General features: G+C 38.5%; 15 protein-coding genes. 4 read left to right on the plus strand and 11 right to left on the minus strand.

What is annotated here, in order from left to right; genetic code table 11:
* Window positions 1–40: 40 nt before the first annotated feature.
* Window positions 41–826, minus strand: coding sequence for an anti-sigma factor domain-containing protein (locus tag MED134_RS05800; protein ID WP_021778302.1), 786 nt, complete (start codon window positions 824–826; stop codon window positions 41–43).
* Complete coding sequence (locus tag MED134_RS05805) at window positions 823–1377, minus strand: RNA polymerase sigma factor (protein ID WP_021778301.1); 555 nt, start codon at window positions 1375–1377, stop codon at window positions 823–825. Before MED134_RS05805 ends, MED134_RS05800 begins: the two co-directional genes overlap by 4 nt.
* Window positions 1378–1500: 123 nt before the next feature.
* On the opposite strand from MED134_RS05805, the gene MED134_RS05810 reads away from it, so the two are divergent.
* Window positions 1501–2013, plus strand: coding sequence for a fasciclin domain-containing protein (locus MED134_RS05810; RefSeq protein ID WP_021778300.1), 513 nt, complete (start codon window positions 1501–1503; stop codon window positions 2011–2013).
* A 63-nt stretch (window positions 2014–2076) separates the two neighbouring features.
* On the opposite strand, the gene murB is transcribed toward MED134_RS05810, so the two are convergent.
* The 3 genes from murB to MED134_RS05825 all read right to left on the minus strand — a co-directional run bounded on the left by murB (window position 2077) and on the right by MED134_RS05825 (window position 4810).
* Window positions 2077–3096, minus strand: coding sequence for a UDP-N-acetylmuramate dehydrogenase (murB, locus tag MED134_RS05815; RefSeq protein WP_021778299.1), 1020 nt, complete (start codon window positions 3094–3096; stop codon window positions 2077–2079).
* Entirely contained in the window at window positions 3096–4286 is a 1191-nt protein-coding gene (locus MED134_RS05820) for a pyridoxal phosphate-dependent aminotransferase (RefSeq protein WP_038597271.1), read from the minus strand. The genes murB and MED134_RS05820 overlap by 1 nt, the downstream gene beginning before the upstream one ends.
* A 137-nt stretch (window positions 4287–4423) precedes the next feature.
* Window positions 4424–4810 carry a DUF1573 domain-containing protein gene (locus tag MED134_RS05825; protein ID WP_038597274.1) on the minus strand — a complete coding sequence of 129 codons (387 nt, stop codon included), beginning with the start codon at window positions 4808–4810 and terminating at the stop codon, window positions 4424–4426.
* Window positions 4811–4990: 180 nt separating this feature from the next.
* On the opposite strand from MED134_RS05825, the gene MED134_RS05830 reads away from it, so the two are divergent.
* Entirely contained in the window at window positions 4991–7624 is a 2634-nt protein-coding gene (locus MED134_RS05830) for a valine--tRNA ligase (RefSeq protein WP_021778296.1), read from the plus strand.
* Window positions 7625–7698: 74 nt separating this feature from the next.
* Here MED134_RS05830 and MED134_RS05835 read toward each other — a convergent pair whose 3' ends face one another.
* The 6 genes from MED134_RS05835 to rsfS all read right to left on the minus strand — a co-directional run bounded on the left by MED134_RS05835 (window position 7699) and on the right by rsfS (window position 12470).
* A complete protein-coding gene (locus MED134_RS05835) occupies window positions 7699–7959 on the minus strand; it encodes an acyl-CoA-binding protein (RefSeq protein ID WP_021778295.1) in 261 nt (86 codons plus the stop codon).
* On the minus strand, window positions 7959–8609 hold the full coding sequence (locus tag MED134_RS05840; RefSeq protein ID WP_021778294.1) for a phosphatidylserine decarboxylase family protein: 651 nt from the start codon (window positions 8607–8609) through the stop codon (window positions 7959–7961). Before MED134_RS05840 ends, MED134_RS05835 begins: the two co-directional genes overlap by 1 nt.
* Window positions 8599–9402 (minus strand): phosphatidate cytidylyltransferase, encoded by an 804-nt coding sequence (locus tag MED134_RS05845; RefSeq protein WP_021778293.1) that lies wholly within the window; start codon window positions 9400–9402, stop codon window positions 8599–8601. Before MED134_RS05845 ends, MED134_RS05840 begins: the two co-directional genes overlap by 11 nt.
* Window position 9403: 1 nt before the next feature.
* On the minus strand, window positions 9404–10018 hold the full coding sequence (locus MED134_RS05850) for an LUD domain-containing protein (RefSeq protein ID WP_021778292.1): 615 nt from the start codon (window positions 10016–10018) through the stop codon (window positions 9404–9406).
* 114 nt (window positions 10019–10132) lie between these two features.
* Window positions 10133–12088 (minus strand): ATP-dependent zinc metalloprotease FtsH, encoded by a 1956-nt coding sequence (gene ftsH / locus MED134_RS05855; protein WP_021778291.1) that lies wholly within the window; start codon window positions 12086–12088, stop codon window positions 10133–10135.
* A 10-nt stretch (window positions 12089–12098) separates the two neighbouring features.
* Entirely contained in the window at window positions 12099–12470 is a 372-nt protein-coding gene (rsfS, locus tag MED134_RS05860) for a ribosome silencing factor (protein ID WP_021778290.1), read from the minus strand.
* 83 nt (window positions 12471–12553) lie between these two features.
* Between rsfS and MED134_RS05865 the strand changes: the two genes are divergently transcribed.
* Window positions 12554–13285 carry a biotin--[acetyl-CoA-carboxylase] ligase gene (locus MED134_RS05865; RefSeq protein ID WP_021778289.1) on the plus strand — a complete coding sequence of 244 codons (732 nt, stop codon included), beginning with the start codon at window positions 12554–12556 and terminating at the stop codon, window positions 13283–13285.
* A 73-nt stretch (window positions 13286–13358) separates the two neighbouring features.
* The gene (gene lipA, locus MED134_RS05870) at window positions 13359–14234 is read left to right on the plus strand and encodes a lipoyl synthase (RefSeq protein WP_021778288.1); all 876 of its coding nucleotides are present in this window, start codon (window positions 13359–13361) and stop codon (window positions 14232–14234) included.

The following is a 14234-nucleotide window of genomic DNA, read 5'->3' on the forward strand; positions in this document are numbered from 1 at the left end:
TCTACAAAGATACAGAAACCTTGTAGCACCTAAAAGTTTTTTACGGGATAGGTATTTGCTGTTCTTGATCAAATTTTATGGCCGCAACTTCATTTGCTTTGGTTGCTTCTTTACTACCACCTTTAGGTTCTATAGTGACATTTATACTTGCCATACGCTCCTCATAAGGTATTTCTACAAGGTTATCTTTTGTGACTTTTAAGATATCTAACGGCACAAGTTTACCATCTACAGAGGCCCACATCTGGTATACCTGCTCATCTGGAAGCTCTGGTAGTGTATTTACGTGTACATAAGATCTTTTTTCTAGCTCATTAATATAAGCTACAGCCTCTAGTCTATTTGCTCTATTATTACCCTTAAGAATATATTTTTGAGTTGCAGTGTTATTAAGTATCATAAACTGCTCCTCTACAGATTGTAACATTTGCCTGTTTGAAACAATGTCATCATTAAGATTTTCTAGCAAGTTTGAAGTAAACTTTCTGTCTTCAAGAAGTTCTTGATTTTGATTGTAAATCATTATTGCGACAAGTCCAAAAAGAGTTGCTATAGTACAAGCTGCAATAGCCAGAAGTGGCAGCGCACGTTTAGGCTTTGCCTTAGTTTGTTTTAAAATCTTTGCACGTACATCTTTAGGCACGTCTACAGCATAAGAAGCTGCATAGTTTTCTAAATTTTCTTGCAACTCATTATAAGTAGTTTTTACCTCAGGAAACTTTGCCACAAAGTACTCAACCTCTTGAGACTCCATAGGTGAAGTTGTACCCATAAGGTAACGCTCCAACAAATCGCTTTCTAAAAATTGTGACACTCTATCACTCATAACACACTTATCATCAAAAATAAAACTCCAAATAATTTACGCAGTTCCCTCAAGCCTATTTTTAATCTTGACTTTACGGTTCCCAGCGGGATGTTTAACTCATCACTTGCTTCTTGCTGGGTCATACCCTGAAAAAACAACGCATCTATCACCACACGATACTTATCTTCTAGCCCATCTGTATGCTCTTGCAAATCCATATGCTCTATAGCCAGTGATGTAGACTGTAAATGATATACGTTAGAATCGTCTGTTTGGACTTCTTTATTCATTTTTCTTTTACGGCTACGCACTTTGTCTATAGCCGTATTCTGGACCACCCTAAAAAGCCACGTAAATAGACGCGCTTTATCTGCATCATACTTATGTGCGTTTTTCCAGATTTTTACAAAAGATTCTTGAAGTACATCTTGTGCAAGCTCCTCATCGTGTGTCACTTTTATAGCTACACCATAGAGCGCAGGCGCATAATGGTCATATAACAACCCTATGGCTCGCTCATCTCCAGTTTTAAGAAGATCTACAATATGTTTTTCAACAAATGTCTTCAAATAATGTAGTTTTTATGAATTAACGAAATTTTGGGAATACACTTTCATCCAATGGCCAAAGTTAGTACGTACATCTAACATAGAAAAAGATTCTATCATAAACTCAACAAGTCCCACTTTATTATGCAGTTCTTAAAAAATATTACGCTCTTTATAATCATCTCATTATCAATAAGTAGCTACGCACAATCTGATATTGTAGACATTATCGTAACCTCATCAGACCACACAACACTCGTTACCACCATAAAAGCTGCAGGGCTCGTATCAACACTTAAAGAAGATGGACCATACACCATATTTGCCCCTACTAATGAGGCGTTTGATAAGCTACCTCCTAAACAACTAGCAACCCTTCTCAACCCAGAAAACAAAGCAACGCTCGCATCTATTCTGTCATATCACGTAATAGCCAGATCACTAACCGAGACAGAAATAATAAATAAAATAAATGTAGAAAATGGCAGTTTTATAGTACAGACAGTAAATGGCCAGCAACTCGTGGCTACCTTAAAGGATAATAAAATAGTAATCACAGATACAACGGGTCACACTTCGCTTCTCACTAAGACCGATATCAATGGAAAAAATGGCATCATACACGTGATAGATACAGTGCTAACACCTAGCAACTAAAGTTTAGTTTAGTTGGAGGCCTCACGCGAGTGGGGCTTTTTTTACGCTTTCGCGAAAGCGTAATTATATCACATTCACCTCTGGAACAATCTTTATCCCAAACTTCTCCTCTACTGCCGCTTGTACTTTCATTGCAACTGCCCACACTTCTTGACCTGTAGCATTGCCGTGATTTACGAGTACCAGAGCCTGCCTATCGTGTATACCAGCATCGCCAAAACGTTTCCCCTTAAAGCCTGCTTGCTCGATAAGCCACCCAGCAGGCACCTTGATTTGCTCATTGCCTATGGGATAAAAAGGAATTTCTGTATGCACTTTTCTAAGTTGAGTAAACTGCGCTTGTGAGATCACTGGATTCTTAAAGAAAGATCCGCTATTGCCTATTTTCTTAGGATCTGGAAGCTTAGACTGCCTGATAGCTATTACAGCATCTGACACGTCTTTTAATGTAGGCGTTGTGATTTCTTTCGCTTTAAGCGTGTCAAAAATAGCACCGTAGTCAGTATTTATATTATGATTACTCTTTGTGAGTTTAAAGGTGACAGAGGTAATGACGTAGGCATCTTTAAGCTCATTTTTAAATACCGAATCACGATAGCCAAAAGCACAATCTTCTAGCGTAAACACCCTCACTTCTTGCGTGTCTCTATGCACAGCCTCGCACTCATAAAAAGTATCTTTGAGCTCTACACCGTAGGCACCTATATTTTGCACTGGTGATGTACCCACATTACCAGGGATAAGCGATAGGTTTTCTACACCTCCCAGGTTATGCGCTACACAATAGAGTACAAACTCGTGCCAGTTTTCGCCACCAGCAACTTTGAGTAGTACTTCATTTTTTGAAAACGAATCATCAATAAGTGATATACCTTTAATATCGAGATGTATCACAAGTCTATTTACATCTTGTGTGAGTAACATATTGCTCCCTCCGCCTATTACAAAAGGATTAGGATATCTCGCATCTCCCAGCAACTCTTGCAATTGCTGTACAGAAGAAACGCTCGCAAAAAAGCGAGCGTTTACATCTATACCAAAGGTATTGTATGCCTTAAGCGATACGTTTTCTTGTACTGTCATTAATCTTGGTATTGTTCTAAAGCAGCTTTAAGAATAGTAACTGCTTCTTTAAGATGGTTTTCTTCTAGCACATAGGCAATTCTCACTTGATTAAGACCTACATTATCACTACTATAAAAACCTGCCGCTGGTGCAACCATAATGGTTTTTCCATCAAGGTCAAAAGACTCTAGTAACCACTGTGCAAAAGCATCTGCATTTTTTACAGGTAGTTCTGCAATACAGTAAAAGGCACCTTTAGGTTTTGCTACTTTTACTCCAGGTATTGCCTCTAGTCCTGCTACAAGTGTATTTCTTCTAGATACATACTCTTCAATCACGTCGTCAAAGTATGATTGAGGCGTGTCTAGTGCAGCCTCAGATGCGATTTGTGCAAATGTAGGAGGACTTAAACGTGCTTGTGCAAACTTCATCGCTGTGCTCATAAGTTCTTTATTGCGACTTACGATACATCCTATACGAGCGCCACACATCGAGAAACGTTTTGACACAGAGTCTATCATAATAGTATGAGCATCTATATCACGCTGCTTCATCACTGAGTGATGCTTATGACCGTCGTAAGCAAACTCACGATATACCTCATCTGCAATGAGGAATAGGTCGTGCTTCTTTACAAGCTCTGCAAGCTGGCGTATCTCATCTTCTGAGTATAAATATCCAGTAGGGTTACCAGGGTTACAGATAACGATAGCCTTTGTTTTATCTGAGATTAACTTCTCAAAATCTGATATAGGAGGCAATGCAAATCCCTCTTCTAGTGTAGATATCACAGGTACAACCTTAACACCACTCGCCGTTGCAAAACCATTGTAGTTTGCATAAAAAGGCTCTGGTATGATGATCTCATCTCCTGGGTCTGTAACAGATCCCATTGCAAATAATAAGGCTTCAGATCCTCCGGTAGAAATGATAATATCTTCAGACGAGACATCTATTCCGTGATTGCTATAATAGCTAGCCAGCTTATCTCTGTAAGACTGAAATCCTGCACTGTGACTATATGCTAAAACTTCAAGATCATTATTCTTTACAGCATCTAGCGCTACTTGTGGCGTCTTGATATCCGGCTGGCCGATGTTAAGTTGGTGAATTTTTATTCCTCTAGCCTTTGCTCCTTCAGCAAAAGGTACGAGTTTACGTATAGGCGATTGAGGCATTGCGAGCCCCTTCTTTGATATTGCTGGCATTAAGTATTTTTTTATACAAAAATGAGGAAATTATTGTGGTTTTTAAAACTAGAACGTGGGTATTTTGCTTTCGCGAAAGCGCATAAAAAAAGACCGCTATAAAACGGTCTTTAGTTATTACTTTGTATAAAGCGATGTTATTCTCCAGCTTCTGGCTTTACAACACCTTTAATCTTTAAACTGTAAGGCACTTCAGAGGCATTAGAATATACCGTTATGGTTTTTCTAATAGGCCCAGGGCGCTTTGTGTCATACTTTACTTCTATCTCACCTTTTTCACCTGGCTGGATAGGGTTTTCTGGTTTTTTTGGGATTGTACATCCGCAAGTAGAATATACTCTTGCTACGATAAGTACGTCATCTCCTGTATTTGTAAATGTAAACTTACGTACACCGTCACCACCATATTCTACCTCGCCATAGTCTACTACGTCTGAGTCAAAAGTGATTTCAGCCTTCTTTTCTTGTGCTTGTACACTTACTGCTAGCATTGTAGCAACAAATAAAAACATTAATTTTTTCATAATTTTTAATATTTGAGGGAATCCAAATGTAGTCACAAAATACCTGCCTGCCAAAAAATGATATTAACATTAACAGGTAGCAATAACTTACATCTGCACCAAAAATAGCACGTAGACTATATATTAATCCTACTGTTATCCCTACTTTTGCCATCTATAAGACAATAATCAGACCAAACTATGAGCATAGCGTCAAAATATGATTCTACACAGGTAGAAGATAAGTGGTACAGCTACTGGATGGAGCATAATTATTTCCATTCTACACCAGATGATAGAGAACCATACACCATTGTAATCCCACCTCCTAACGTGACAGGTGTCTTACATATGGGACATATGCTTAACAACACGATACAAGACGTATTAATACGTCGTGCAAGATTACTAGGTAAAAATGCGTGCTGGGTACCTGGTACAGACCACGCATCTATTGCTACAGAGGCAAAGGTAGTTGCCAGACTTAAAGAGCAAGGCATCAAAAAATCTGACCTTACTCGTGAGGAATTTCTAGCCCACGCCTGGGAGTGGAAAGAAGAATATGGTGGCGTTATACTTGACCAACTTAAAAAACTAGGAGCCTCTTGCGACTGGGATCGCACAGCCTTTACTATGGACCCAGCAATGTCTGAGTCTGTGATAAAAACATTTGTAGATCTTTATAATAAAGGATTAATATATCGCGGTTACCGTATGGTAAACTGGGATCCAGAAGCAAAAACAACACTCTCTGACGAGGAGGTAATACACGAAGAGCGACAAGGCTTACTCTATTACATAAATTATAAACTAGAAGGATCTGAGGAGTTATTAACAATAGCAACTACAAGACCTGAGACTATTTTTGGAGATACAGCGATTTGTATTAACCCAAATGACGAGCGCTTCACACATCTTAAAGAGAAGAAAGCCATTGTACCTATAAGTGGTCGCGTGATTCCTATTATAGAAGATGAGTATGTAGATCTTGAGTTTGGTACAGGTTGCCTTAAGGTAACACCAGCACACGATGAGAATGATAAGATGCTGGGTGACAAGCATAAGCTAGAAGTAATAGACATCTTTAATGATGACGCTTCTCTTAACAGTTTTGGGCTTCACTATGAAGGCCAAGATCGTTTTGTAGTGCGCAAGGCTATAAAAAAAGAACTTGAAGAACTAGGTGCTCTGGTAAAGACAGAAAACCACATTAATAAAGTAGGAACATCTGAGCGTACAAAGGCGGTAATAGAGCCTAGACTATCAGACCAGTGGTTCCTTAAAATGGAAGAGCTTGTAAAGCCTGCCATAAAAGCCGTACTAGAAACTGGAGATGTAAAGTTATTTCCTAAGAAGTTTGAAAATACCTACCGTCACTGGATGGAGAACATACGTGACTGGAACATCTCTCGCCAGCTATGGTGGGGACAGCAAATCCCTGCTTACTTCTATGGAGAAGGAAAGGAAGATTTTGTAGTTGCCGAATCTATTGAAGATGCTGTTACGCTTTCGCGAAAGCGTACCGGAAACGATTCCCTCACTGCCGAAAATTTACGTCAAGACGAAGATGCTATGGACACTTGGTTCAGCTCTTGGTTATGGCCTATGAGTGTTTTTGACGGAGTGCGCAATCCAGATAACGAGGAGTTTAACTACTATTACCCTACTAATGATCTTGTAACAGGACCAGATATTTTATTCTTCTGGGTAGCGCGTATGATCATAGCGGGATATGAGTACACAGATAAAAGACCTTTCCAAAATGTTTACCTCACAGGTTTAGTGCGTGACAAGCAGCGTCGCAAGATGTCTAAGTCACTAGGTAACTCACCAGATGCGCTAGAACTTATTAAAGAATATGGAGCAGACGGTGTGCGTGTAGGGCTATTATTAAGTAGTGCTGCCGGTAACGACCTTATGTTTGACGAAGATCTTCTTAAACAAGGAAAAGGGTTTATCAAGAAAAACTTGAGCGCCTTTAGCCTCATACAGGGATGGGAGATAGACGAGACTATACCACAACCAGCACATAGCGCGCAAGGTATTGAGTGGTATACAAACCGTTTTAACCAAACACTTCTAGAGATAGAAGACCACTTCTCAAAGTACCGTATCTCAGACGCGCTTATGGCGAGTTACAAAGTGGTATGGAACGACTTCTGCGGGTGGTTACTGGAGATTATAAAACCAGCATACCAGCAACCTATAGATCGCAAGACCTACGACGCAGTAATTGCAGCTTTTGAGAATAACCTACGCATATTGCACCCATTTATTCCATTTGCATCTGAAGAGATCTGGCAGACTATCGCTACACGTACTCCAGAAGAGGCTTTGATTATCAATAAATGGCCAGAAGGTGGTGCGGTAAATGAAAAAATTATTGCAGATTTTGACTACGCCTCACAAGTGATTTCAGGTATACGAACTATTAGAAAAAGTAAAAACATCGCTTTTAAAGACGCTATAGAAGTGCACGTTCTAAGCAATGAAGAAGTTTCTAGTGATTACAATAGTATCATCTCAAAACTAGGTAATGTGAGTGAGATCGCTTTCGCGAAAGCGCCACTAGACGGAGCATTATCTTTTAGAGTAAAATCTAATGAGTACTTCATACCTCTTGCGGGAGCTATTGACGTAGAAGCCGAAGTTGCAAAAATTGAGGAAGAACTTAAATACACAAAAGGATTCTTAATGTCGGTTTCAAAAAAGCTATCTAATGAGCGTTTTGTAAGCAACGCACCAGAGAAGGTGGTCGCTATCGAAAAACAAAAGATGGCAGATGCCGAAGCAAAAATAGAAGCGCTAGAAAAACGACTGGCTAGTTTGTCTTAATAGACTTACATATATCACATAAAAAAGGCGTCTAAAATTATTTAGACGCCTTTTTATTTATGTTATTTTTCTTGTTAGAGATACTTCTTTGCAGCTTCTACATAAGCCTCCATTGCCTCATCTTCCGTCATACCTTTTACCTGAAGTAGCGCGTTGATTTTAAAAGCACTCACAAGCTCGTGTTCACCTTCATTATGGCTAAAGGTGTTCTTTTGCGTAGCTTGTTTGTAAAGCGCATAAAACTGCAGCAATACATCTGGCGGAAATTCTTGAGAAGAATTACTCACCCTACGGAAGGCATCTTCAAACTCTTTATGAAGTACCTTCTTATCCATTATATTGATGCTATTACCGATTGCGCTCCTTTTACTACTTGATTAAGCTCTACGTCTAATTTTGTCCCGATAGGTAAATATAGATCTACACGAGAGCCAAAACGTATAAACCCACTGTCTTCACCTTGCTGTACCATTTGCCCTTCTTCTGCATAATTAATGATACGCTTTGCTAGCGCACCAGCAATCTGACGGTAAAGAACATCACCAAACTTTTCTGTGCTTACCACTACGGTTGTACGTTCATTTTCTGTACTAGATTTAGGGTGCCAGGCTACAAGATATTTTCCTGGGTGGTATTTACTATATGCAATCTTTCCTCCAGATGGGTATCGTGTTACGTGCACATTAAGCGGCGACATAAACACAGAGACTTGAAGACGTTTATCCTTAAAGTATTCTGCTTCATACACCTCTTCTATTACAACCACCTTACCATCTACTGGTGATGTGATTACATTAGAATCTAAAGGCGCTGTACGATCTGGATTTCTAAAAAACTGAAGTATAAGATATAACAATACTCCTAGCACTAAAGCTACTAAATAGAACAACCAGTTCTTCTCGAGAAACTTATTTGCAAGCAAGATAAGGCCTGTAAAAATCACTAATGCTATTACAATAATCTTATATCCTTCTTTATGGAACATAGTCAAGTACAATTAAAAATAAGTATAAAAATGGTGCTGCAAATATGATACTATCTAACCTATCATATAGTCCTCCGTGGCCAGGCATAATACGACCACTATCCTTTACACCAGCCTGACGCTTAAGCTGTGATTGTATCAAATCTCCTAAGGTTCCAAAAATTGAAGTTACCAAGGCGATAGTAATCCATAACTTAAGACTAAGCAAGTCTGTAAAATAATAAAATAGAACACTGGCAAGACAACAAAAAACAAGTCCACCTATAAATCCTTCTATTGTCTTTTTAGGTGAAATACGCTCTAACAATTTGTGCTTACCCATACTCTTGCCCACTATAAATGCAAAGGTATCGTTTATCCAGATCAATGCAAAAACACTAGCAACTAGAAGCGACGTATATTCTCCTCTGTATGAGGGCAATAAGATTGTAAACACAACACCTCCAACAATATAAAAAATAGTGTAGGCGTATTTTTGTGATACTGTAATATAACGTTCTGATGGACGTATTAAATTTTTAATGAGATATAAATTAACTGTTATCGTGAGTGCCAAGAAAATAAGTGTCGCTAGTCTATCTAATTTAAAATAACAAAATACCGCCACGCACGTAAACAGAAAAATATAAGGTAAGAAAGACTTGATACCTACAAGCTTTAAAAACTCATATAACACTACAACACCAAGCCCTAAAAAGACAAGAAGATAGGTAGTCTCTAATGAGAATATAGCTAAGAGTAACAGGGTAACGTAAAGCAGCCCTGAGAGTGCACGGATTAATACTTCACGCATACTAAAGATCTTCTAGCAAGAGTAGATATACATTTTTTGTACTACTACCATAGGTCATAAAATTCTTATCGTTTTCTTTACTCTGAAAGTTTTTGATAGTCGTAATATTAGTAGGAATACTACCTGCATTTCTATTTTTTATAAGTCTTAAACCCTCACCTATAGTATTTACAATCTGGCTTGTGGTTCCGAAAACGATTACATCTTTTGGAAAATCGTGCAATTTAAGCTCTTTGAGTTGCTTTGAACAAACGAGTAGTGAACCATCGTTTGCAACGAGACTCTCGCAAGTAGTCAAGAAGAATGAAGCATCTCGATTTGTCCCAAAATCTAGATTATACCCAGTAAAAGCTTTTTTTAAATTATCATCTGTGCAAAACACACTGCTCTCGTACCAATCGTTTTCTAAAAGAATATTGTCAAAGTTATCATTAATCTCCTCTCTGTTAAGCGCATATAGAAATCTTCCTCCGTTAAGAATAAAGTTTTTTGTGAATCGCTCATCTGCAGGCGTGTCTATGTCTGGCATATACTTACTGCGAGCTTCACCTTCTTTATTCTGACGGGGGTTGTCAACGTTTGATGTGCTTCCGAAGATTTTTCTAAATAGACTCATCTATAGGTTTTCTCAACTCTTTTGGTGTAATAGTCAAATATAAAAAATCTTGACTGAACCTTTGGCGCAATCAAGACTTTTTGACATTTCTAATTTAAGAATGTATCTAACTCCTTAAACTACAGGTTTTGCTTCGTCTTCAATTTTCCCGAAAGGGCGCTCTCCAAAAATATCTTGAAGATTATCTTTAAAGATTACTTCCTTTTCAAGTAATAACTCTGCAAGTTGAGTAAGCTTATCCTTTTCTTTTGTGAGTAAATCTATAGCGCGTTGATATTGCTCCTCAATAATGTTTGATATTTCTTTATCAATTACCTCTGCTGTTTGCTCGCTATAAGGTTTTGTAAATCCATTATCAGATTGCCCAGTTGAGTCGTAATAAGTAAGGTTACCTACTTTATCATTAAGACCGTAAACGGTTACCATCATTCTAGCTTGCTTAGTAACTTTTTCCAGATCACTAAGAGCTCCAGTTGATATTTTATTAAAAATCACCTTCTCTGCTGCACGACCCCCTAAAGCTGCACACATCTCATCAAGCATTTGCTCTGGACGTACGATTAAGCGCTCTTCTGGAAGGTACCAAGCCGCACCAAGTGATTGCCCTCTTGGAACTATTGTAACTTTTACAAGTGGTGCTGCGTGCTCAAGCATCCAGCTCACTGTAGCGTGTCCAGCCTCGTGAAAAGCAATAGCACGTTTCTCATCTGGAGTGATTATTTTATTTTTCTTCTCAAGACCACCTACAATACGATCTACCGCATCTAAGAAATCTTGTTTACCTACTGCCTTCTTGCTTTTACGAGCAGCGATAAGTGCTGCCTCATTACACATATTTGCAATATCTGCACCAGAGAAACCTGGTGTTTGTTTTGCAAGAAAATCTACATCAAGCTCTTCATCTACTTTTTTAAGTGGACGCAGGTGTACCTCAAAAATTTCTTTACGCTCACGCACATCTGGAAGATCTACATAAATCTGTCTATCAAAACGACCAGCACGCATAAGTGCTTTATCTAGTACATCTGCCCTGTTTGTTGCAGCGAGTACAATCACATTTGTGTTTGTACCAAAACCATCCATCTCAGTAAGAAGCTGGTTAAGTGTGTTCTCACGCTCGTCATTACCTCCAGAAAAATTATTCTTACCACGAGCACGACCTATTGCATCTATCTCATCTATAAAAATAATAGCTGGTGATTTTTCTTTAGCTTGTTTAAAGAGATCACGTACACGTGATGCTCCTACACCCACAAACATCTCTACAAAGTCAGAACCTGATAGTGAGAAAAATGGCACTTTTGCCTCTCCTGCTACTGCTTTTGCGAGCAAAGTCTTACCAGTACCTGGCTGCCCTACAAGTAATGCTCCTTTAGGAATTTTACCACCTAAGCTCGTATACTTTTCTGGATTTTTTAAGAAATCCACAATCTCTTGTATTTCTTCTTTTGCACCTTCAAGACCTGCTACATCCTTAAATGTAGTTTTTATATCTGTTTTCTCATCAAAGAGTTTTGCCTTAGACTTCCCTATGTTAAAGATTTGACCTCCTGGGCCTCCTCCTCCTCCAGAAGACATACGACGCATAATAAAAATCCACAATCCGATAATTAAGATAAATGGTAAGAAGCTAGCAAGTAAACCCCACATATCTCCCTCAGTCTCATATGACACGCGTGTGTCAAGACTGTTTGCATCTATAATTTCATTTATGTCATTTTCAAAATTTTGAAGATCACCTATCTCAAAGCGATAGTCTGGCGCTCCTGCTGCTGGTTTAAAAAAACCAGTACCGCGGCCTTTGTTATGAACTTCTTTAGACTCTGCTTCCTTTGTTAAATAAACCTTTACAGAATTTTTATTTACAATCTCTACGCGTTGCACATCGCCGTCTTGTAGATACTGTTCAAATTGATATAAAGATGTCTTTTTTGCCTCACCTATGCCAGTGCTACCTGTAAGCATACTTATAGCAATAAAAATCACTACGATAAGTCCATAAATCCAGTAAGAACTAAATTTAGGTTTATTTGGCGGCGTGCCGCTATTTTTCTTTTCTTCTTTAGCCATTTAATATTTTTTAGTAATTGGATGGGATTGAAGTAATCTTTGCATCTCCCCAGAGGCTTTCTATATCATAAAACTCACGAATGTGTTTTTGAAATACGTGCACAACTACGTTTACGTAATCCATAAGTACCCACTCTTGGTTTTCTGTACCCTCTATGTGCCACGCTTTTTCTTGCAGGGCTTTACTTGCCGTTTTTTGTATAGAGTTTACTATTGCCCCTACTTGCGTGTTTGAAGTACCGTCACAAATGATAAAATAATCACAAACCGTATTTTCTATCTCTCTAAGATCTAGTATATCAATATTTTGACCTTTCACATCCTCAATTCCCTCAACAATTTTCGCTATCAATTGATCTGTGTTCTTTTCCTTATTTGCCATTAAATTCTTTAATTTACACAAAGTTATTACAAATTTACATTACTCTGCGGTCTTAACACAAGTTTAGACTAGGTGTTTTCCATATGCGCATAGACAAACTCCATACCATCGACTCAACAAATAGTTACCTCAAACGTATTTCTAAAGAAGAAGATGCGCAAGAAGACATCGTGGTATGGGCGCTTGAGCAAACTGCCGGAAGAGGCCAAATGGGCACTACCTGGAGCGCAGAAAGCGGTAAAAACCTCACCTTCAGCGTTTTTAGAAAAGTAAAACGCATTACAATAAGTGAGCAATTTTATGCACTTATGGCAGCTTCACTCGCTGTAAAAGATGTGCTTTCAAAACTTTTGATTAAAAATGTACGTGTCAAGTGGCCTAACGACATATTGACAGATAACGACAAAATATGCGGCATTCTTATAGAGAGTGTCATAAAAAGAGGAAAACTAGACGCAATGATTCTTGGTGTGGGCCTCAATGTAAATCAAACCGAATGGAAAGACACACCCAGAGCCACTTCTATAAAATCTAGAACCGGCATTCACTTTGAGCTAGAAGAAATCTTATCGATGCTTCTCAAGCAGTTTCACCACTATGTAGATTTACTTTTAAAGGGGCAATTTGAAACTATAAAGAATGACTACGAGCAGCATCTCTTTAAAAAAGACAAACCCGCAACATTTATTGCTTCAGATGGCACACAATTTGTCGGTATTATAAAAGGAGTTTCAGAGACGGGTAAGTTAATTTTACTCCAAGAAGATGAAGTTATAAATGAGTATGATTTAAAAGAAATACAGTTACTGTATTAGTATTGCGCTTTCGCGAAAGCGTAACACCTCTCATTTCTTTATTTACTATCTTTGTAACGCTTGAAAAAATGCTATGCAAGAAGAACTAACAATTACAAAACCTGAGAGAGTTGCAAAGCCAAAATGGCTGCGAGTAAAACTCCCTACTGGTAAAAAATATACAGATCTACGTAGCCTTGTAGATAAATACAGTCTTAACACTATTTGTACGTCTGGAAGCTGCCCAAATATGGGTGAATGCTGGAGTGAGGGTACCGCTACCTTTATGATTTTAGGTAACGTATGTACACGCTCTTGTGGTTTTTGTGGTGTAAAAACTGGACGTCCAGAACAAGTAGATTGGGAAGAACCAGAAAAGGTAGCTCGATCTATAAAGCTTATGGATATTAAACACGCGGTAATTACATCTGTAGACCGTGATGATATAAAAGATATGGGCACCATAATCTGGGCAGAAACGGTACAGGCTATAAGACGTATGAATCCTAACACGACGCTTGAAACCTTAATTCCAGATTTTCAAGGAAGAGAAGATTTACTTGACAGGATTGTACAAGTAGCGCCAGAGGTAGTATCACACAATATGGAGACAGTAAAACGTCTTACACGTGAGGTACGTATACAAGCTAAATATGAGCGTAGCCTAGGTGTATTAAAATATCTCAAAGAAAGCGGTATAAAAAGAACTAAGTCTGGTATTATGCTAGGTCTAGGAGAAACCGAAGAAGAGGTTATACAAACCCTAAAAGACTTGCGCGAGGTAAACCTTGACATTGTAACTATAGGTCAATACCTTCAACCTTCAAAAAAACACCTCCCTGTAAAGCAATTTATTACTCCAGACCAGTTTCAGAAATATGAAAAAATAGGTCTAGAGATGGGATTCCGTCACGTAGAGAGTGGTGCTTTAGTGCGCTCATCATACAAGGCTCAGAAACACCTTACCTAG

Source organism: Dokdonia sp. MED134 (genome assembly GCF_000152925.2).
Lineage (GTDB): Bacteria > Bacteroidota > Bacteroidia > Flavobacteriales > Flavobacteriaceae > Dokdonia.